Origin of the sequence: Pseudomonas asturiensis (assembly GCF_900143095.1) — a bacterium.
GTDB classification, from domain to species: domain Bacteria; phylum Pseudomonadota; class Gammaproteobacteria; order Pseudomonadales; family Pseudomonadaceae; genus Aquipseudomonas; species Aquipseudomonas asturiensis.
On sequence record NZ_FRDA01000001.1, the window covers coordinates 469,021 to 488,486 of the forward strand.

A 19,466-nucleotide genomic window follows, 5' to 3' on the forward strand; every position below is an offset into this window, starting at 1 on the left:
GGAAGAATGGCAGAACGCCCGTTACGGGCACGTGTATTGACTGGTCATTTGGAATGCCCGCTTATGAAACCCTCCTTCACGGTATTGTGCGTGCTGGCTGTTGCCTTGGGCCTGTCGGGCTGCATCAGCGCGCCGGTCCCGCTGACGCCCCAGACCGCCGAGCGGTTGCGGCAGCAGCCACCGGTTCGCTTTCTGCTGTCGTTCGACGACGGTCCGAGCGCATCCGGCTTTCACAATCCGACAGCCGAGGTGCTCGACAGCCTGGCCGACAATCCCCTTGAACCGAACATCAAGGCCGTGTTTTTCGTGCAGACCGGCGCCACCGGTGCGGGCAACAGTGACGAGGGGCGGGCGCTCATGCACCGCGAGCACCAGGAAGGTCATCTGCTGGGCTTTCACACTGCAACGCCACATCACACCAACCATCGCTCGTTGTCGCCAGAGGAACTGGATCATTCGTTGACTCAAGGTAGCGCGATCATTGAGTCGATCACCGGCGTGCCGACCGTCTTGCTGCGCCCGCCCTTCTGGAATTACGACAAACGTACATTCAGCGCCTACCAGCAACACGGACTGCATGTGCTGCTGACCGACCTGAGCGCCAATGACGGAAAAATCTGGGGCTACAACTTCAGCCTCAGGCGGCGCTCCAATATGGTCAGTCAGTTATCACAAGTGCGCGAACGCATCGCCGCCGGCGAGTTACCCGCGGTCGATGGGGTGATTCCGGTGGTGGTGACGTTTCATGATCTGAACCGCTATACCGCGCGACATACGCGAGAGTACCTGCAGATTCTGCTCGACAGCGCCAACCAGACCGGCGTGCGGCTGTCTTCCAGGCCGTTCTACGACGACAGCGCGCAATTGCAGCGCGCAGCCATGGCTCGTACAGTCAAGGATGATGCGGAACCAGTGAAGCTCCCAGGCCTGTGGAACTGGATCTGGGACCATAACGCTGATTGAGTCAGCAACCCTTCGATTGAATATTCCGGCCCCTTCGCGGACAAGTCCGCTCCCACTGGCTGAAACCGGTTTTCAGCGCGTAGAAGTGGACCTGGCGGCGTTCCGTTTTTCCACGAAGACTGCCTTTCGGGCGCAACCCTTCGATTGAATATTCCGGCCCCTTCGCGGACAAGTCCGCTCCCACTGGCTGAAACCGGTTTTCAGCGCGTAGAAGTGGACCTGGCGGCGTTCCGTTTTTCCACGAAGACTGCCTTTCGGACGCAACACTTCGACCGAATATATCGCCCCCTGAGCCAGGATCGCCAGTCAGCTCAGCGTGTTCTTGCGCACGTGACCACCCTGAACAATCATCGCCAACCGTTCGCCTTGACCCACCAGGCAATGGATGTCGGTCAGTGGATCGCCGTCCACTACCAGTACGTCGGCCATTGCGCCCTTGGCGATGCAACCCAGCTCACCCTCGCGTTGCAGAATCTGCGCCGCCACGCTGGTCGCGCTGCGCAGTGCAGCCAGATTGCCCAGCAGCTCGGCGCGAATTTTCAGTTCATGGGTTTGATACTCATGCATCTCACCCAACAGATCGGAGCCATAGCCCATCGGCACCCCAGCTTCAGCGAACAGCAGCAGCGCATTACGTCCGGCCTGACGAACGTCCTCGATCTTGGCCACCGAGTCAGCCGGCAGGCCGAAACGCTCACCGTATTCAGCGAGCATTTCGTAGGTGACTTGGGTCGGCACCGCAAACGCGCCTTTTTCGGCCATCAGACGGGCTGTGTCGGCGTCTACCAGATTGCCGTGCTCGATGGTGCGCACGCCGCACTCAATGGCCCGGCGAATGGCGCGTGCGGTGTAGGCGTGTGCCATGACGTAGGTATTGGCCGCGGCGGCCTCATCGACAATCGCGCGGATTTCAGCCTCGCTGTACTGCGTGTTGGCAATCGGGTCAGTGGGTGAGGACACGCCGCCCGAAGCCATGATCTTGATCTGGTTGGCGCCTTGTTGCAGCTCTTCGCGCACCGCCAGACGAACGTTATCGACGCCGTCCACCACCCGCGCAATCGCACCGGCGCGGAAGCAGCACGAGCAGGGTTCGTTGAGCAGCAGTTCACCGCGAGCGCGCATGTCGCCATGGCCGCCGGTCTGGGACAGGGCCTTGCCTGAGGCAAAGATTCTCGGCCCCGGAATCAGCCCCAACTGAATGGAACGCGCCAGCGCCCAGTCAGCGCCGCCTGCATCACGTACGGTGGTAAAACCGCGATCCAGCATGGCGGACAGAATCGGCAGGGCGCGGTACATGATGATTGCATTGGGTTGCAGCGCATTCATGCCCAGATTGGCGTTGGATGCCAACACGTGCACATGGCAGTCGATCAGACCCGGCATCAGGGTCTTGCCGCCCAGGTCAATCACTTGATCGCCAGGTCCGGCCGGCTCGCCTTCGGGGCGAACATCCACGATGCGTTCGCCCTGGATCACGACTTCCTGACCCGAAATCAGTTGTCCCTGTTCCAGGTCCAGCAGGCGACCGTTGCGCAGGATCAGACGTTGGGATTGAGCAGTACTCATTGATAGGCTCCAGTCAGAGGACGGTTCACGGCAGTTGAGCGGTCGCGATAGAGCGTCGCGCCAATACCGCTGACAATGGCGGCGAACATGATGTAAAAGGCCGGTGCAAGGTTGCTGCCGGTCGAGGCAATCAGCCAGGTGATGGTGAACGTCGCGAAGCCGCCGAAAATGGTCACGGCAAAGTTGTAGGCCACCGACAGGCCGGTAGACAGCACATGGGTCGGCAGCAGCTCACCGAACGCGGCGAGGATCGAGCCGATGTAGCCGGAAATCAGCAGGCCGAGCACCAGTTCGAAAATCAGCAGCGAGAACAACCCCGGCATCTGGTTGATGAACAGAAACATCGGATACGCGCTGAAGAAGATGGCGATGGCTGACCCCAGCAGCCAGGTGCGGTTGCCTGTGCGATCTGCCATGGCGCCCACCAGCGGCGTGGCGACGATCAACACGGCGCCACCCATCATGCCGGCGCTGAAACCCATCCATGATGGCAAGCCGAGCACGCGCTGTGCGTAGGACGGAATGTAGAACAGGATCGCGTAGGTGCAGACGGTCCAGAGCACCACCAGCGAAAAGCTGATCAGGGTCTGGCGCGGATAGGTCTTGATGACCTCGCGCAGTGGCGAGTCGACCGGTTTGCTCGCCGTGTAGGCGGGCGTCTCGTCAACGCGACTACGGATGTAGAAGCCCACCGGGCCGATCAGGGTGCCGATCAGAAACGGCACGCGCCAGCCCCAGCTTTCCAGTTGCGCCTGCGTCAGGTAGCTGGACAGGATCGCGCCCAGCGCCGAACCGAGCAGCACAGCGACGCCGATGCTGGCCTGAATCCAGCTGGAATAGAACGCTTTTTTGCCGGCGGGCGCGTGTTCGGTCAGAAACGCCGTGGCGCTGCCCATCTCGCCGCCTGCGGAAAAGCCTTGCAGCAGGCGCGCGAGCACAATCAGCACCGGGGCCATGTAGCCGATCTGCGCAAAGCTTGGGGTCAGCGCGATGATCAACGTGCCTAGCGCCATGAGCAGAATGGTCAGCGACAGGGCTGCCTTGCGCCCGCGCTTGTCGCCGTAGATACCCAGCACGATGCCGCCCACCGGGCGCATGAAGAAACCTACGCCAAAGGTGGCCAGTGCCAGCAGGTAAGAGGTCAGCTCGCTGCCGGTCGGGAAGAATACTTTGGCGATGATCACCGAGAAAAAGCTGTAGACCGTGAAGTCGAACCACTCCAGGCCATTGCCAATGACCGTGGCGGTGACGGCGCGACGCGCCTGTCTGTTATGAGAGTGCGTGAGAGATTGTTGTGGTGTGCTCACTTTTTAGCTCCTGCATGCAATACACGCAGGGAACGACCCTGCATTGATAAAGGGGGCAGAGTCGGAAGGTGAAACAGAATCAGGTCTAGCGCCCGTTAGGGTTGAGAGTAGGCGCAGTCCCGGTTTTGAGAAAACGCTCTTTACGCAGGTTTGCATGCGCACCGTGCATGCAAGGCATCAGCCTTGTGAGGCGATCTCTTGAGTCAGCCATTTCTCGAACGCCCTTGCGGCACGGCGCGGCGTCTTGCCGCCAGGCGTCAGCAGGTAGTAGCCGCCGACTGCGCCGACGCTTGTGCTGCACGCAGGCACCAGCGCACCGGACTGCACATGACGATCGATCATCGGCTGCCAGCCCAGCACGATGCCGTGTCCCGCCATGGCCAGATCCACCAGCACCGGGTACAGGTTGACGGTCATGCGCTTGCGGATCAGCGACGCATCGACACCCTGGCGGCCGAACCAGTCGTTCCAGGACAGCCACTGGCGCTGGCCGTCTTCCAGCATCAGCAGGCAATGGTCGAGCAGTTGCACAGGTTCCAGCAGTTGACCATCGAGGTAGTCGGGCGAGCAGTAAGCGTTCACCGATTCGGCAAACAGCAAACGGCTGTTCATTCCCGCAGGCGAGGTTTCACGCAGGAAGTACAACGCCAGGTCGAATTCGGCACGAATCAGTGAATCCAGCCCATCAACGACGCGCAAACGGATATCCACGCCGGGGAATTCGTCGCGATAGCGACCCAGCAAAGGGCCCAGCCATAAGGCCGCGACGCCGCTGGAACACGCCAGCGTCAGTTGTTGCTCGCCACTGTGAGTAATGACCTGCGCCGTCGCCTCTGCACACAGCGTCAGCACGCGCTGGATCTGTTCGGCATAGATCTGCCCGGCGACGGTCAGGTGAATACGTTTGTGCTCACGACGAAACAGTGCCCGCCCCAAAAACTCTTCCAGCTGCGCCACCTGTCGACTGATCGCGCTTTGCGTCAGATTCAGTTCAGTGGCTGCACGGGTAAAGCTGCCATGGCGAACCGTGGCCTCGAAAGCGATCAGGTTTTGCAGAGGCGGCAACGGCTCTATACGCATGAAAGCTCCGAATCAGAGGCTGTCGGGAAACGGAATGGACAACAACCAGTCCTTGAACACGCACAACGACGGCAGGTTCTGAAAGCGAGTGGCGTAGGCCAGATAGTAATTGCGGCCGCTGTCCAGCGGTTCGAACAGGGTCACCAGTTCACCGCTGCCGAGTTCGTCCTGCACCAGAATGCGTGGCACCAGCGCGATGCCGATGCCTGCGGCGACCGCCTGGATCAGGTGCGAGGTCAGCTCGAAGCTCGGTCCGGGGCGCATTACGTGATGATCCAGCCGGTTGCGCTCGAACCAGTCCGACCAGGCATTGGGGCGCGACACCACGCTGAGCAGCGAATGCTGCGCCACTTGCGCGGGCGTCATCGACGCATAGCCCTCAAGCGCGCCGGGGCTGGCAATGAGCACCAGCTTCTCGCTGACCAACGGGTGCGCGATGTAGCCCGGCCAGTTGCCCGTGCCGGCGCAAATGATCGCGTTCATTTCGCTGGCCGCCGGCGTCAGGTCGGCGTGGACGATGCGCGAGTGAACATGCACCACATAGCCAGGATGACGAGCATAGAAGTCATTCATGCGCGGCAGCAGCCATTTCGAGCCGAAGGTGGGCAAGACCGCCAGATGCAGGGTGCCGCCTTCGGCTTTGTGCGCGATGGTCTGCAGGGTTGCGCTGCGGATTCGACCGAGGGCGGCGGCCAGTTCGTGCTGATACAGCGCGCCTGCGGTGGTCAGCTCGATGCGCCGGCCATCGCGCTTGAACAATTCAACCTCGAGCTGGGCTTCCAGCGCCTGAACCTGACGGCTCACCGCACTCTGGGTCAGCGTCAGCTCATCGGCGGCCTTGGTAAAGCTGCCATGCCGGGCGGCGGCCTCAAAAGCAATGAGCAGCGACATCGAAGGCGTCAGTCTTCTGGGATTCATTCATAAAACTCATGGAAAAACGGCAGCTTTTACGTTTGCGCTGAAGCGTCGCAGGCCGGAGAATCACGTTAACCGTTGATATTGCCGTGCTTGCGAGTCATTCGAAGCATACGTGCTTTGCATATAAAAAGCCTAACCAGTCAGGAAAGCCACCATGATTGCGCTGTTGAAACCGATGCCCGAACAGGTCCTTCACTATGAGCGTTTCCTCAACGCCCTGAGCGAGGGTGGTTTTCGCGGGGAGATCGCCCGGGACATCGGGTCGCGCACTGTGCTGGCCACTGACAACTCCATCTATCAGCGCCTGCCACAGGCAGCGGTGTTCCCGATGGACAGCCATGACGTGGCCATCGTTGCACGGCTTGCGGCTCGTCCCGAATTCAAACAGGTGGTCCTGACACCACGTGGCGGCGGCACCGGCACCAACGGCCAGTCGCTCACCGATGGGGTGGTGGTCGATCTGTCGCGGCACATGAACAACATCCTGGAAATCAACGTCGAGGAACGCTGGGTGCGGGTCCAGACTGGTGTGGTCAAGGATCAGCTCAATGCCGCGCTCAAGCCCCACGGGCTGTTTTTTGCCCCCGAGCTGTCGACGTCGAACCGTGCCACCGTGGGCGGCATGATCAACACCGACGCCAGCGGGCAGGGCAGTTGCACGTACGGCAAGACCCGTGACCACGTGCTGGAACTGTCCACCGTGTTGCTGGGCGGCTCGTATGTGAATACCCAGGCCATGGACGACCGGCAATTGGCTGGCGAACAGGCACGAGTTGATCGCGCGGGCGATGTCTATCGCTGCGCGCAGCAGATTGCCGATACTCAGGCGCAACTGATCAAGGATATCTTCCCGCCGCTCAATCGCTGCCTGACCGGCTATGACTTGGCGCACCTGCGTGAAGAGGACGGGCGCTTCAACCTCAACAGCGTGCTTTGTGGCTCCGAAGGCTCGCTGGGCTTTATCGTCGAAGCCAGACTCAACGTGCTGCCCATCCCGAAGCACTCGATTCTGGTCAATGTGCGTTACGCAGGCTTCATGGATGCACTGCGCGACGCCAAGGCGTTGATGGCACACAAACCACTGTCCATCGAAACCGTGGACTCCAAGGTCCTGATGCTGGCGATGCAGGACATCGTCTGGCATGGCGTTGCCGAGTACTTTCCTCAAGACCCGGCCACGCCGACGCTGGGCATCAACCTGATCGAATTCAGTGGTGATGAGCTGAACGAGCTCGAACAGCGTGTGCATGCGTTTGTCGCGCACCTGCAGACCGACACCTCGGTGGTACGCCTGGGTCATACGCTGGCAATCGGCAGCGCGGCGGTCAATCGCGTCTACACCATGCGTAAACGGTCTGTAGGGTTGCTGGGCAACGTCAAGGGCGAGGCGCGTCCGCAGCCGTTTGTCGAGGACACGGCCGTGCCGCCGGAAAACCTGGCCGACTACATTCAGGAATTCCGTGCGCTGCTGGACAGCTACGGACTGCAATACGGCATGTTCGGCCATGTGGACGCAGGCGTGCTGCACGTGCGGCCGATTCTGGACATGAAAGATCCGGCGCAGGCGGCATTGATTCGACCGATTTCCGATGCCGTCGCCGCGCTGACCAAGCGTTACGGCGGCCTGCTCTGGGGTGAGCACGGCAAGGGACTGCGCTCGCAGTATGTGCCTGAGTACTTCGGCGAGCTGTACCCGGCTCTGCAGGCGCTCAAGGCGGCCTGTGACCCGTTCAACCAGCTCAACCCCGGCAAGATCGCGACACCGGCTTCAGTGCCCGAGGCGCGTCTGACGCGGGTGGACGAGGTGAAACTGCGTGGTGATCTGGACCGCACCATCGACGAGCGTGTCTGGCAGAGCTACGACACCGCGCTGCATTGCAACGGTAACGGCGCCTGTTACAACTACGACCCGGACGATGCGATGTGCCCGTCCTGGAAAGCCACTCGCGATCGTGTGCACTCGCCCAAAGGCCGTGCGTCGCTGGTCCGGGAGTGGCTGCGCCTGCAAGGCGAGCAGGACGTCAACGTGCTGACCGCCAGTGCCAGGGCTCGTACGGCCAGCGTGGTCAGGAGCCTGGCGGAACGCACAGTGAACAGCGTAGCCCGGGTGGCCGGACAGAAGGACTTCTCCCATGAGGTGTACAACGCCATGTCGGGCTGCCTGGCATGCAAGTCCTGCGCGGGTCAGTGCCCGGTCAAAGTCAACGTCCCCGAGTTTCGCTCGCGCTTCCTGGAGCTGTACCACAGCCGCTACCTGCGTCCGCTCAAGGATTATCTGATCGGTTCGCTGGAATTCAGTATCCCGTATCTGGCGCGTTTTCCTGCGCTGTACAACGGCGTGATGGGCGCAAGGCCCGTGCGCTACGTGCTTGAACACGTGGCAGGCATGGTCGACAGCCCTCTGTTGAGCCGGATGGACTTTCGCGCAGCCTGCGCGCGCTGGAACGTGGGTATCGCGACACCTGCGCGTCTGGCAGCACTGACCGAGCAAGAGCGTCAGCGTACGGTGGTGCTGGTGCAGGATGCGTTCACCCGCTACTTCGAAACCCCGCTGGCGGCGGATTGGCTGGAGCTGATCTCGCGTATGGGGTATCAGGTCTATCTCGCGCCGTTTGCCCCCAACGGCAAGCCATTGCAGGTCCAGGGCTTCCTGGCGGCGTTCGAAAAGGCGGCGAGCTTCAACAGCCAGTCGCTGCGCACGCTGCAGGAGTCCGGCATTCCGCTGATCGGGCTCGACCCGGCCATGACGCTGGTCTATCGCCAGGAATACAGCAAGACCCTGGGCAGCGAACATGTACCGACCGTCCTGCTGCCGCAGGAATGGCTGGCCTCGGCGCTGGTCGAACAGGGCTCCGAAGCAGAGAGCGAGACGTATTACTTCCTGCCGCACTGCACCGAAAAGACCAACGAACCGGCCAGCGTCGCCCTGTGGCAGAAGGCATTCGCCCGTAATGGTTTGACGCTGCAAGTACTGGCGAGCGGCTGCTGCGGCATGTCTGGCACCTACGGCCACGAAACCCGCAACGTGAAGACCAGCGAGATCATCTACAGCCAGTCGTGGCAGCCACTGGTGGCGCGTCATGGCGGTGATGACCGTCTGGTGGCTGATGGTTACTCGTGCAGGAGTCAGGTCAAACGGCAGGATGGCAAGGTGATCAGGCATCCGTTGCAGGTACTGCTGGAGCGGTTGCGGGCGAATTGATGATTAGGCTGATGAGCACGGGTCGCACGGGCTAATTGCAAAAAACGTAAGAGCGAGCTTGCTCGGAAAGGGGGCGGTACATTCAGCCGACGTGGTGCGCCTGAACGTCAGTCTTCGTGGACAAACGGAACGCCGCCCGGTCCACTCCTAAGGACTGAAAACCGGCCTCAGCCAGTGGGAGCGGACTTGTCCGCGAAGGGGGCGGTACATTCAGTCGAAGGGTTGCGTCTGAACGTCAGTCTTCGTGGACAAATCCACTCCTACAAATCAAAACCGGTATCAGCTAGTGGGAGCGAGCTTGCTCGCGAAGAGGCCAGTGCAGACCCTGACAATGAGGCGCCTGAACCGACGCCTTCGTGAGCAAGCTCCCACAGGTTTATGGGTGAACAACACTCAAACCAGGTACTTTCTGAACCACCCCAGCGTCCGGTCCCACGCCAGCTTTGCCGCGGCTTCGTCATAGCGAGGGGTCGAGTCGTTGTGGAAGCCGTGGTTGGCGCCCGGATAAATGTAGGTTTCGTAAGTCGTGCCAGCGGCTTTCAGGGCCTGTTCGTAAGCGGGCCAGCCCTCGTTGATGCGGGTGTCCAGTTCGCCGTAATGAATCATGATCGGCGCCTTGATCTTTGCCACATCCTCGGATTTCGGCTGACGCCCGTAGAACGACACGGCAGCGCCCAGCTCCGGGTAGGCCACGGCTGCCGCGTTGGTCACGCCACCGCCATAGCAGAAACCGGTGATCCCGACTTTGCCGGTGGTAGCGTCGTGCTTCATCAGCCACTCGATGGCGGCGAAGAAGTCGTTCATGAGTTTTTCAGGATCGACCTTCTGTTGCAGCTCGCGGCCCTTGTCGTCGTTGCCGGGATAACCGCCCACCGATGACAGCCCGTCCGGCGCCAGGGCTATGAATCCGGCCTTGGCCACGCGTCGCGCGACGTCTTCTATGTAAGGGTTCAGACCCCGGTTTTCATGCGCCACGACAATAGCCGCGACCTTGCCCGTAGCCTTGGCCGGACGCACAAGATAGGCCCGCACCTGACCATGCCCCTTGGGCGAGGGGTAGGACACGTATTCGGCGATGATATCCGGGTCGGTGAATTCCACCTGCTCGGCCAGCGCATAATTGGGGCTCAGCGACGCAAGCAGCGCGCTTGCAGTCAGGCCCCCCAGGGTGAACACTGCCGCGCGGTCGAGGAATTCGCGCCGGTTGATCTTGCCATGCGCGTAATAGTCGTAAAGTTCGAGCAGTTCAGGGGCAAAGTCTTTCGCTGTGAGACGTTCCATCCGTACCCATCCTTCTGGATTGTTAAGCTTTGTAAGAAAAATCGGCGAGCGCAGCCACTTTTCGTACCGAGCCTGGAGGCTATAGGCGCCACGACGGCACACTGACGAGTCCGGCTCCATTAAAGCAGTGTTTGGCCCCAAGGCGATATTTCAGCTGCGTAACCGGCCAGCCAGACGCGTTAGTTGAATTGTTCGAAAGCCAGTGCGGCACTTTCCCGGTCTTACGCCTTCAAACAAGTCCTGCTCACGCCACAGGCGATAACATAATTGTCGCGCGGCACATCAAGCGCGGCTGGTTTTTGCCGACAATACGTCATGAATTGTGCCTTGTGACCCCTGAGCGCATTCGACCTGCACCTTCGAGATAACACGATGATTCTTTCCTCTGATGACCGTTCCCAGTTGTTCAAGGAAACTGCTGTGCAGTTCTGGAAACACATCGTCCCGATTGTGTATTTCGCGCTGCTCATCCACTTCGTGTTGTTTTTTGTGTTCTTTCTGCTGGACGTGCCCATCCTTTGGGGAGCCAATTTTCTGAGCACGCTGATTTACCTCAACTGCCTGTACCTCATCAGCGGTAAGCGTTACAGGCAGGCCGGCCAACTGATGAGTATCGAAATCATTGCGCATGCAGTCCTTGCCACCTGGGTGCTCGGCTGGGAGAGCAACTTCAGTTATTACCTGTTCTGCGTCGTGCCCATCATCGCGTTTACGTTCCAGCTGGCAACCTTCAGACGCCTGCTCTTCAGCCTGGCGATCCTGCTGGCGGCTGTGGGGTGCTTCACGTTTCGTCAGTACATGGGGCTGTCGTCCGGATTGAGCAGGGATGTGCTCGACCTGTTCGGTATCGGCAACGTACTGATCGCGACCGCTCTTTCCATTTACGCAACAGCGTTGTCGGTGCGGTTTACCTCGTCCATGCAACTTAGCCTGTACCACATTGCCAATCGCGACAGTTTGACCAACCTCTACACCCGTCGCCGGATTCTGTATCGGGTTCGTCAGTTGGAGTCCCAGCGCGAAGGGCTTTCGGCCTGCCTGATATTGCTTGATATCGATCACTTCAAGCAGGTCAACGATGTTCATGGCCACGAGTCAGGCGACCTGATCCTTCAGCGGGTCGCGGCCGTGATCAGTTCGAGCGTGCGCAGCAGTGATATGGCTGCACGTTGGGGCGGTGAGGAATTTCTGGTGCTGATGCCTGACACGCCAGAGGCCGATGCGCGGCGCGTGGCCGAGCGGATCTGGTTGCGTATCAGCGAGGAGGCAGGGCGCATCGACACGCGCAAGCTGCAGGTCACCGCGACATTGTCGATTGCGATTGTCCATCCGGGCGAAGCCTTTCAGGCTGCACTCAATCGCGCCGACGCCTTGCTTTATCAGGGCAAGGAACAGGGACGCAATCGTGTGATGGCGGCTACGCAGGTGATCATGGACGCGCCGCTTTCAGAAATATGAGCCGCAGGTAGTCGCTGATGGTTTGCGTGCTGCCGTAGGCCTGAATCAGGTAATCCTCTGCGCTGCGAAGATGCGCGTTGAACTGCTCGGCAACTTTTTGCTCGCCATACAGCGAAACCAGTGTGGATTTGCCCTGGTCCTTGCCTTGATCCTTGGCGTTGTCGACGGCGTTGTCCTGCAGGTCGTCATAGAGCTGAAACGCATGCCCCAGCTCCGTGGCAAACCCCTGCAGCGCAACGCGCGCCCGGTCGTCGGCATCGCTGATCAGCCAGGCCATGTCCATGATGGCACCGAACAGGACGCCGGTCTTGAGCCGATTGGTCAAGGCGATTTCCTCGGCGCTGCGGCTGTGCTGACCTTCGCGCAGATCCTGATACTGGCCACGAACCAGTCCCTGCATCCCGACTGCATTGGCCATGATTTGAACGATCCGGGTACGAACGACTGGCGAGACGTCGTCGATGGCCGCGACTACACCGAACGCGCGGCTCAGCAAGGCCACAGCGGCGAGAATGGCCACGTCCTGGCCGAACGTGAGGTGCACGGTAGGGCGGCCGCGCCTGAGCTGCGCGTCGTCCATGCAGGGCATATCATCCAGCACCAGTGAGGCGGCGTGGATCATTTCCACCGCGCAACCGAGCTCAAGTGACGGCGAGTCGCAATGCCCCAGACCTTCAGCGGCGAGCATCAGCAGCATCGGACGCACACGTTTGCCGGGTGCCAGCGTGCTTTCGCGCATTGCCAGCGTAACCAGATCACGCTCACCGCCATCGGTGGGCAGTAATTCGTCCAGGCGCCTCTCGATTCGCTCGCGCAGGCTGGCCAGATGCTTGATCAAGCCATTATCGAGGGGAGCGTCCAATTCCATTTTTGTCATCGTGTCTACTCGGGTCAGGCTATAGGCTCGACAGTCCTGCTGCCGTGTCTCAGGTTATCTTCCTGCTTTTCAAACAAACGGAACGACCTCGGTTCCTGAGTGCCTCAAGAACCTACAGACCGCACGCACAGAAGAATGATCCAGATAAAACGGAGCCGTCATGGACAAAAATGACCTAAGCCGACGCAAGGATGATCATCTCGACATCGTTCTGGGTCAGCGCTGCGCAGGCTCTGATACGGGCTTTGACGCGGTACGTTTCGAACATTGTGCGTTGCCGGAAATGGACCTCGGCGAGGTTGATTTAAGCAGCAGTCTGCTGGGTATTGCACTGCGTGCGCCCTTGTTGATCAGCTCGATGACCGGCGGCGCTGAACGCTCGACCGCTATCAATCGCCATCTGGCCCTGGCTGCGCAGGAGTTGGGGATTGCGATGGGTGTAGGTTCGCAGCGCGTGGGGCTGCGTAGCGCCAACGATCAGGGCCTGACCCGTGAACTCCGGCGTCTGGCCCCTGACATTCCGTTGCTGAGCAACATTGGCGCTGCGCAACTGCTCGAACCCGATGGGCTTGAGCTTGCGCGGCGTGCCGTGGATGCCTTGCAGGCAGATGCCCTGATCATCCATCTCAACCCGTTGCAGGAGGCCGTACAAGCGGAGGGCGACAAGGATTGGCGAGGGGTGCTGGAGATCATCGGGCGTACGGTGGACAGCATCGGGGTGCCGGTTATCGTCAAGGAAGTGGGCGCGGGGCTGTCTGCTGCGGTGGCGCGAGCGCTGGTTGCAGTCGGGGTACACGTCCTGGATGTGGCAGGCAAGGGCGGCACCAGCTGGGCCGCGATCGAGGGTGAGCGGGCTGTGCGGCAGGCTGATCGGGACGTGGCGCTGGCCTTTGCCAATTGGGGCATTCCGACGGCGACCAGTCTGGTCAACGTGCGACAGGCACTGCCACAGACTACGCTGATCGCATCCGGGGGCATTCGTGACGGTATCGATGCGGCCAGAGCCATTCGCCTTGGAGCGGATCTGGTCGGGCAGGCGGCGGGCGTGCTTCACCAGGCACTGGAATCCGATTCAGCCGTCGTTGAACATTTTGAAACAATAATTCGCCAGCTGCGCATCGTCTGTTTCTGTACCGGATCCCGGGATCTGGCCGCGCTGCGTGAAGCACGACTCATCACTCCCATCCCGTCGAGCGAGCGCTTGTCATGAGTCATTTCGGCGTGGTGGCGCCCGCATTCTATAGCCACTTTCAAGCGTTCCAGGCGCTGGCACTGGAGCTGATCGAGCGCGGCCACAGGGTGACGTTCTTTCATCAGGCCGATGCGCATCGCTGGCTGACTGATCCACGCATTGGTTTCTATGCGCTGGGAGCCATCACTCACCCGCCTGGCAGTCTGGCCGGCTCGTTGGGGCGCGCTGCGGCCCCGAACGGCCCGCTGGGTTTGCGACGTGTCATACGCGACTTGAGCGCGACCACTGCCATGTTTTGCTCCGAGTTGCCGGCCGCACTGGCACATGAGGCCATTGATGCGTTGCTCTGCGACCAGATGGAGGCGGGCGGCGGTCTGGTGGCAGAAGCGCTGGACCTGCCGTTCATTTCGGTGGCCTGCGCGTTGCCGATCAACCGAGAGCCGCACCTGCCTTTGCCAGTGATGCCGTTCGCCTTCGGCACAGACACACGCAGCACGCGATTGTATGAAGCCAGCACCCGGGTCTACGACTGGTTCATGCGGCCTTTGCGCACGGTGCTGCACGAGGCTTCGCACCGGCTGGGCGTTACACCACGCGACGGCATGCACGAGTACCTGTCGCCGTTCGCGCAGATCAGTCAGACGCTCGATGGCTTTGATTTCCCGCGTGAACACCGGCCCGCGCATTTCCATACGGTGGGGCCGCTGCGATCCAGGACCACAAGGGTGGAGGGTGAATGGTCCATCGACCCGAATCGCCCGTTCATTTTTGCCAGTCTGGGCACGTTGCAGGGCGGGCGGCTGGATATGTTCAAGCAGATGGTCATCGCCTGTCAGCGTCTGGGCGCGCAATTGCTCATCGCGCACTGTGGCGGGCTCGACGCGGCTCAGGAGCAGACGTTGAGGCAGATGGGCGATGTCAGAGTCACAGCGTTCGCGCCTCAGCAGTGGGTGCTGGAGCAGGCTGATGTGGTGATCACCCATGGTGGCCTGAATACGGTGATGGATGCCATTGCCGCGTGCACGCCGATGCTGGTCATGCCCATTGCGTTCGATCAGCCCGGCGTGGCCGCCAGGGTCTGTTACCACAGGCTGGGCAAACAGCTGCATCGTCGTGCCCGTGCTGCGAAGATTCACGCACGGTTGCAGCACTTGCTCGTGCATTCCGACAAGCCGTTGCGACAGCTGGCCAAGGAGCTGGACTGCGCAGGCGGAGCGGCGCGGGCGGCAGACATTGCCGAAACCGTGGTGCGTACTCGCCAGCCGGTGTTTGCCGGAGGTGTTCATGCGCTATGACCTGATTCTCGCCGGTGGCGGCCTGGCCAATGGGCTGATCGCCTGGCGGCTCAAGCAGCAGCGTCCCGAATTGAAGATCCTGTGTATCGAGGAACAGAATCAACTGGGCGGCAACCACACCTGGTCGTTTCACGACGGCGACCTCAGCCCCGAGCAGCGCCAATGGCTCAGCCCATTGGTGGTCAAGACGTGGCCTGCCTACGACGTTTACTTTCCCGAGCGCTCACGACGAATGCAGAGCGGCTATGCCAGCATCACGTCCGAACGGTTTGCGCAGGTCATCGAGCCGGTGCTGGGTGACAGTCTGCTTACCGGGCAACGTATTGCCCAGGTCACCCCTTGCGCTGTGGTGCTTGATAGCGGGGAGCACCTTCAGGCGCGTGCTGTAATCGATGGCCGTGGCGTACAGAGCAGCGCCCATCTGGTGCTGGGTCAGCAGGCGTTTCTGGGGCAACTGCTGCAGCTGAAACACCCGCACGGGCTGGACATGCCGATCATCATGGATGCCAGGGTTGCCCAGGCAAGCGGCTATCGTTTTGTCTATGTGCTGCCCTTTTCGGCAGACACCCTGTTGATCGAAGACACGCACTACGTGGATCGGCAGTCGTCTTCGCCGCACGAGCTTCGTCGGCACATTGCCGATTATGCACATCAGCACGGCTGGGCCATTGAGGCCTGCCTGCGTGAAGAGCACGGCGTACTGCCCATCACCCTGGCGGGCGATTTCAACGCGTTCTGGAACGAAAATCCCGGCCAGCCGCGTTCCGGCCTGCGAGCAGGCCTGTTCCATTGCACCACCGGTTATTCGTTGCCGCTGGCCGTACGGCTTGCCGAATGGGTAGCCGGTCAGCAGGACCTCCAGGCCCAGCCGCTGGCACAGGGCATACGCGGCTTTGCGCGCACCCAATGGCAGCGCCAGCGCTTCTATCGCCTGCTCAATCGCATGTTGTTTCTGGCCGGACAGCCCCAGGACCGCTGGCAAGTGATGCAGCGCTTTTACGGTTTGCCCGAAAACCTGATCAGTCGTTTTTACGCGGGTGACACTCTCGCGCGTGACAAGGTCCGGGTGCTGGTCGGCAAACCTCCCGTACCGGTCGCCCAAGCCCTGCGCGCTGCCGTACGTTACCTGCCCAGACATTACGAGAACTCCCTATGACTCCAGCAAAGAACGCGGTGGTGATCGGTGCCGGTTTTGGCGGCCTGGCACTGGCGATCCGGCTTCAGGCCGCAGGTGTGCAGACCACCTTGCTTGAAAAGCGCGACAAGCCGGGCGGTCGGGCCTATGTCTATCAGGACGAAGGCTTCACCTTCGACGCAGGTCCCACCGTAATCACTGATCCATCGGCCATTGAAGAACTGTTCACGGCGGCGGGAAAATCAATCAAGGACTACGTCGAGCTGTTGCCGGTTTCGCCGTTTTATCGCCTGTGCTGGGAAGACGGCACACAGTTCGATTATGGCAATGACCAGGCGTCGCTGGATCGTCAGATCGGCGCGCTCAACCCCAAGGATGTTGCGGGCTATCAGCGGTTTCTGGCGTATTCCAAAGCGGTGTTCAAGGAGGGCTATCTGAAGCTGGGGGCGGTGCCCTTTCTATCGTTTCGCGACATGATTCAGGCCGGACCGCAACTGGCGCGGCTTCAGGCCTGGCGCAGCGTGTACTCCAAGGTGTCGGAGTTCATCGAAGACGAAAAACTGCGGCAAGCGTTTTCATTTCATTCGCTGCTCGTGGGAGGTAATCCGTTCGCCACTTCATCGATCTATACCCTCATCCATGCGCTGGAGCGCCAGTGGGGCGTGTGGTTTCCCAAGGGCGGGACCGGCGCGCTGGTACAGGGATTGGTCAAGCTGTTCGAAGACATCGGCGGGCGTATCGAATTGAACGCCGAAGTGGCCAATATCGAAGTCAGTGGCACACGCGCCACGGGTGTGCGTCTGCGTGATGGTCGTGTATTGAGCGCTGATTGCGTGGCATCCAATGCCGATGTGGTGCATACCTACGCCGACCTGCTGGCCCAGTGCTCGCGCGGTGTGAAGGAAGGGGCGCGACTCAAGCGCAAGCGGTTCAGCAACTCGCTGTTCGTCATCCATTTCGGGCTGAAACGCCCGCAGCCCCAGTTGCAGCACCACACGGTGTGCTTCGGGCCGCGCTACCGCGAGCTGATTCAGGAGATCTTCAAGGGCGATGCGTTGGCCGAAGATTTTTCCCTGTATTTACACGCACCGTGCATCACTGATCCGGGTCTGGCGCCGCCGGGCTGCTCCAGCCACTACGTGTTATCGCCTGTTCCGCATCTGGGTAATGCGCCCATCGATTGGGAAATCGAAGGGCCGCGCTACCGGGATCGTATCTTTGACTACCTGGAAAAGTACTACATGCCGGGGCTGCGTGAGGATCTGGTCACCAGCCGTATATTCACGCCCAACGATTTTCGCGACGAGCTCAACGCACACCTGGGGTCCGCGTTTTCACTGGAGCCGGTCCTGCAGCAAAGTGCCTGGTTTCGCCCCCACAACCGCGACGCCCATCTCGCCAATGTTTATCTGGTCGGCGCCGGCACTCATCCCGGCGCAGGCGTTCCGGGCGTGATCGGTTCGGCCAAGGCCACCGCAGGGCTGATGCTGGAGGGCGTTCACGCATGACGGCACCCGATACAAAAAATCAACCGTTGCTCGAGCACGCGTTACAGAGCATTGCGGTGGGCTCGAAGAGCTTTGCGGCCGCGTCGAAGCTGTTCGATCCGCTGACACGCCGCAGCGCTGTGATGTTATATGCCTGGTGTCGTCACTGTGACGACGTGATTGACGGTCAGGAAGCGGGTCATGATGCAACGGTGGTCTCGCAGGCTGAAGCGCGCGAACGTCTGGCCCACCTTGTCGCTCAAACGCATGACGTCTACGCAGGAATACCTGTTCAAACACCGGCCTTCGCTGCCTTCAAGGAGGTGGTCTATCGCCATGGCATTCGCCAGGATTATGCGCTTGACCATCTGGCAGGATTCGCGATGGACGTGGATCATCGCGACTACCACAGCATCGAAGACACGCTCCAATACTGTTATCACGTGGCCGGAGTGGTCGGGCTGATGATGGCGCAGGTCATGAACGTCAGCGACCAAGGAACATTGGATCGCGCCTGTGATCTGGGTATGGGGTTTCAGTTGACCAATATTGCTCGCGACATCGTCGAGGATGCCGCGGTCGGCCGCTGTTATCTTCCCGCCGAGTGGCTGGCTGAGCTCGGCATTCCACGCGACCAGCTGGCCGCTCCGCACTATCGCCAGCGGCTTGCCGTCATCGCTCGCCGACTGGTCGATCTTGCCGAGCCGTTCTACCTCAGCGCTGAAGCCGGGCTTGCGTCGCTCCCATGGCGCTCGGCCTGGGCTGTGGCCACCGCCAGTGGTGTATACCGCGAGATTGGCATGAAGGTGAGGGCGGCTGGTGCACAGGCCTGGGACACGCGCCAGTCAACCTCGAAAGCGGAAAAGGTCGGGCGGGTGATCGCGGGGGGCTGGCGCGCCACTACTTCGCGCTGGAAGCACCATCCCGCTCGGCCGACCGATCTGTGGCAACGTCCTCGTCATGTTTATTGAGCGGCCCACCGTGCAATGCACGCAGTTGTGCTTTCAAGCTTGAAACAGACGGCGCATACAAAAAGCCGAACGACACACAGCGTTCCTTCCCGGACACCGCATGGTGCATCAGGTGCGCTTGATACAACCGTTTACCGTAGCCGCTGCGTGGCACGAAACTGAACGGCCAGCGCCGATGCACCAGCCCGTCGTGGGCAATGAAATACAGCAGGCCATACGCGGTCATGCCAGCGCCGATCCACTGCAGTGGAGGGTAGCCTTCGGTGCCCAGCGCAATCAGCACGATGGCCACGCCAGCAAAGACCACGGCATACAGGTCGTTCTTCTCGAACCAGCCGGTCCGGGGCTCATGATGTGAGCGATGCCAGCCCCATCCCCAGCCATGCATCACGTATTTGTGGGCCAGGAAGGCAAAGCCTTCCATGCCGATGAGCGTGGCCAGAAACACCAGCGAGTTGACTATCATCCGTTTGTCCTCAAGGATCGCCCTCCATGGGACTGCAAAAGGCCTGCGTGCGTTCTATCGGTCTCGCAGGCCGCGCTCGACAGCGCTGATTGGCCTACCGCTGCACAGGGGCAGGCGTTCATTGCATGATCACAGTGCCGGCCCTGATGGATGTCAGCGCCTGGCCCTGACGGCGGATCATCTCATAATCGTCGGGCGCGCAGAGGATCAGCCGCTCGTCCGGGCGCGGTCTCGCGAAACTGCGTGTAGACTTTCGCGTCTTGAACAG

15 protein-coding genes are annotated in these 19,466 nt (G+C 60.8%); 8 read left to right on the forward strand and 7 right to left on the reverse strand.

The window, feature by feature from the left end; translation table 11 throughout:
* Positions 1-63 precede the first annotated feature (63 nt).
* Entirely contained in the window at positions 64-963 is a 900-nt protein-coding gene (locus BUB69_RS02235) for a polysaccharide deacetylase family protein (protein WP_141121802.1), read from the forward strand.
* A 306-nt stretch (positions 964-1,269) separates the two neighbouring features.
* On the opposite strand, the gene BUB69_RS02240 is transcribed toward BUB69_RS02235, so the two are convergent.
* The 4 genes from BUB69_RS02240 to BUB69_RS02255 all read right to left on the reverse strand — a co-directional run bounded on the left by BUB69_RS02240 (position 1,270) and on the right by BUB69_RS02255 (position 5,834).
* Positions 1,270-2,529: a metal-dependent hydrolase family protein gene (locus BUB69_RS02240; RefSeq protein ID WP_073162078.1), complete on the reverse strand. Its 1,260-nt coding sequence runs from the start codon at positions 2,527-2,529 to the stop codon at positions 1,270-1,272.
* Positions 2,526-3,836: an MFS transporter gene (locus tag BUB69_RS02245; protein ID WP_073162079.1), complete on the reverse strand. Its 1,311-nt coding sequence runs from the start codon at positions 3,834-3,836 to the stop codon at positions 2,526-2,528. Before BUB69_RS02245 ends, BUB69_RS02240 begins: the two co-directional genes overlap by 4 nt.
* Positions 3,837-4,013: 177 nt before the next feature.
* On the reverse strand, positions 4,014-4,916 hold the full coding sequence (locus BUB69_RS02250; RefSeq protein ID WP_073162080.1) for a LysR substrate-binding domain-containing protein: 903 nt from the start codon (positions 4,914-4,916) through the stop codon (positions 4,014-4,016).
* A gap of 12 nt (positions 4,917-4,928) precedes the next feature.
* Positions 4,929-5,834, reverse strand: coding sequence for a LysR substrate-binding domain-containing protein (locus BUB69_RS02255; RefSeq protein WP_073162081.1), 906 nt, complete (start codon positions 5,832-5,834; stop codon positions 4,929-4,931).
* Positions 5,835-5,988: 154 nt separating this feature from the next.
* Between BUB69_RS02255 and ydiJ the strand changes: the two genes are divergently transcribed.
* On the forward strand, positions 5,989-9,036 hold the full coding sequence (gene ydiJ / locus BUB69_RS02260) for a D-2-hydroxyglutarate dehydrogenase YdiJ (RefSeq protein ID WP_073162082.1): 3,048 nt from the start codon (positions 5,989-5,991) through the stop codon (positions 9,034-9,036).
* Positions 9,037-9,429: 393 nt separating this feature from the next.
* Here the strand turns inward: ydiJ and yghX are convergent, their stop codons facing one another.
* Positions 9,430-10,317, reverse strand: coding sequence for a YghX family hydrolase (gene yghX / locus BUB69_RS02265; RefSeq protein ID WP_073162083.1), 888 nt, complete (start codon positions 10,315-10,317; stop codon positions 9,430-9,432).
* Positions 10,318-10,689: 372 nt separating this feature from the next.
* Between yghX and BUB69_RS02270 the strand changes: the two genes are divergently transcribed.
* Positions 10,690-11,775: a diguanylate cyclase gene (locus tag BUB69_RS02270; protein WP_073162084.1), complete on the forward strand. Its 1,086-nt coding sequence runs from the start codon at positions 10,690-10,692 to the stop codon at positions 11,773-11,775.
* On the opposite strand, the gene BUB69_RS02275 is transcribed toward BUB69_RS02270, so the two are convergent.
* Positions 11,747-12,643: a polyprenyl synthetase family protein gene (locus BUB69_RS02275; protein WP_073162085.1), complete on the reverse strand. Its 897-nt coding sequence runs from the start codon at positions 12,641-12,643 to the stop codon at positions 11,747-11,749. The two genes, BUB69_RS02270 and BUB69_RS02275, sit on opposite strands and share 29 nt — an antisense overlap.
* 169 nt (positions 12,644-12,812) lie before the next feature.
* Between BUB69_RS02275 and fni the strand changes: the two genes are divergently transcribed.
* The 5 genes from fni to crtB are packed head-to-tail and all read left to right on the forward strand — an operon-like array spanning position 12,813 to position 18,732.
* The gene (gene fni / locus BUB69_RS02280) at positions 12,813-13,862 is read left to right on the forward strand and encodes a type 2 isopentenyl-diphosphate Delta-isomerase (RefSeq protein ID WP_073162086.1); all 1,050 of its coding nucleotides are present in this window, start codon (positions 12,813-12,815) and stop codon (positions 13,860-13,862) included.
* Positions 13,859-15,139 (forward strand): glycosyltransferase, encoded by a 1,281-nt coding sequence (locus BUB69_RS02285; protein ID WP_073162087.1) that lies wholly within the window; start codon positions 13,859-13,861, stop codon positions 15,137-15,139. The genes fni and BUB69_RS02285 overlap by 4 nt, the downstream gene beginning before the upstream one ends.
* Positions 15,129-16,295 carry a lycopene beta-cyclase CrtY gene (gene crtY / locus BUB69_RS02290; RefSeq protein WP_073162088.1) on the forward strand — a complete coding sequence of 389 codons (1,167 nt, stop codon included), beginning with the start codon at positions 15,129-15,131 and terminating at the stop codon, positions 16,293-16,295. Before BUB69_RS02285 ends, crtY begins: the two co-directional genes overlap by 11 nt.
* On the forward strand, positions 16,292-17,782 hold the full coding sequence (locus BUB69_RS02295) for a phytoene desaturase (protein WP_073162089.1): 1,491 nt from the start codon (positions 16,292-16,294) through the stop codon (positions 17,780-17,782). The genes crtY and BUB69_RS02295 overlap by 4 nt, the downstream gene beginning before the upstream one ends.
* Positions 17,779-18,732, forward strand: a complete 954-nt coding sequence (crtB, locus tag BUB69_RS02300; protein WP_073162090.1) for a 15-cis-phytoene synthase CrtB — start codon at positions 17,779-17,781, stop codon at positions 18,730-18,732. Before BUB69_RS02295 ends, crtB begins: the two co-directional genes overlap by 4 nt.
* On the opposite strand, the gene BUB69_RS02305 is transcribed toward crtB, so the two are convergent.
* On the reverse strand, positions 18,662-19,198 hold the full coding sequence (locus BUB69_RS02305) for a sterol desaturase family protein (protein ID WP_073162091.1): 537 nt from the start codon (positions 19,196-19,198) through the stop codon (positions 18,662-18,664). The genes crtB and BUB69_RS02305 overlap by 71 nt on opposite strands.
* Positions 19,199-19,466: the final 268 nt, after the last annotated feature.

What these genes read in the sequence shown, in the direction of transcription:
- BUB69_RS02235 (WP_141121802.1), top strand. Translation starts at nt 64, where the DNA reads ATGAAACCCTCCTTCACGGTATTGTGCGTGCTGGCTGTTGCCTTGGGC.
- BUB69_RS02240 (WP_073162078.1), bottom strand. Translation starts at nt 2,529, where the DNA reads ATGAGTACTGCTCAATCCCAACGTCTGATCCTGCGCAACGGTCGCCTG.
- BUB69_RS02250 (WP_073162080.1), bottom strand. Translation starts at nt 4,916, where the DNA reads ATGCGTATAGAGCCGTTGCCGCCTCTGCAAAACCTGATCGCTTTCGAG.
- BUB69_RS02255 (WP_073162081.1), bottom strand. Translation starts at nt 5,834, where the DNA reads ATGAATCCCAGAAGACTGACGCCTTCGATGTCGCTGCTCATTGCTTTT.
- ydiJ (WP_073162082.1), top strand. Translation starts at nt 5,989, where the DNA reads ATGATTGCGCTGTTGAAACCGATGCCCGAACAGGTCCTTCACTATGAG.
- yghX (WP_073162083.1), bottom strand. Translation starts at nt 10,317, where the DNA reads ATGGAACGTCTCACAGCGAAAGACTTTGCCCCTGAACTGCTCGAACTT.
- BUB69_RS02270 (WP_073162084.1), top strand. Translation starts at nt 10,690, where the DNA reads ATGATTCTTTCCTCTGATGACCGTTCCCAGTTGTTCAAGGAAACTGCT.
- BUB69_RS02275 (WP_073162085.1), bottom strand. Translation starts at nt 12,643, where the DNA reads ATGGAATTGGACGCTCCCCTCGATAATGGCTTGATCAAGCATCTGGCC.
- fni (WP_073162086.1), top strand. Translation starts at nt 12,813, where the DNA reads ATGGACAAAAATGACCTAAGCCGACGCAAGGATGATCATCTCGACATC.
- BUB69_RS02285 (WP_073162087.1), top strand. Translation starts at nt 13,859, where the DNA reads ATGAGTCATTTCGGCGTGGTGGCGCCCGCATTCTATAGCCACTTTCAA.
- crtY (WP_073162088.1), top strand. Translation starts at nt 15,129, where the DNA reads ATGCGCTATGACCTGATTCTCGCCGGTGGCGGCCTGGCCAATGGGCTG.
- BUB69_RS02295 (WP_073162089.1), top strand. Translation starts at nt 16,292, where the DNA reads ATGACTCCAGCAAAGAACGCGGTGGTGATCGGTGCCGGTTTTGGCGGC.
- crtB (WP_073162090.1), top strand. Translation starts at nt 17,779, where the DNA reads ATGACGGCACCCGATACAAAAAATCAACCGTTGCTCGAGCACGCGTTA.
- BUB69_RS02305 (WP_073162091.1), bottom strand. Translation starts at nt 19,198, where the DNA reads ATGATAGTCAACTCGCTGGTGTTTCTGGCCACGCTCATCGGCATGGAA.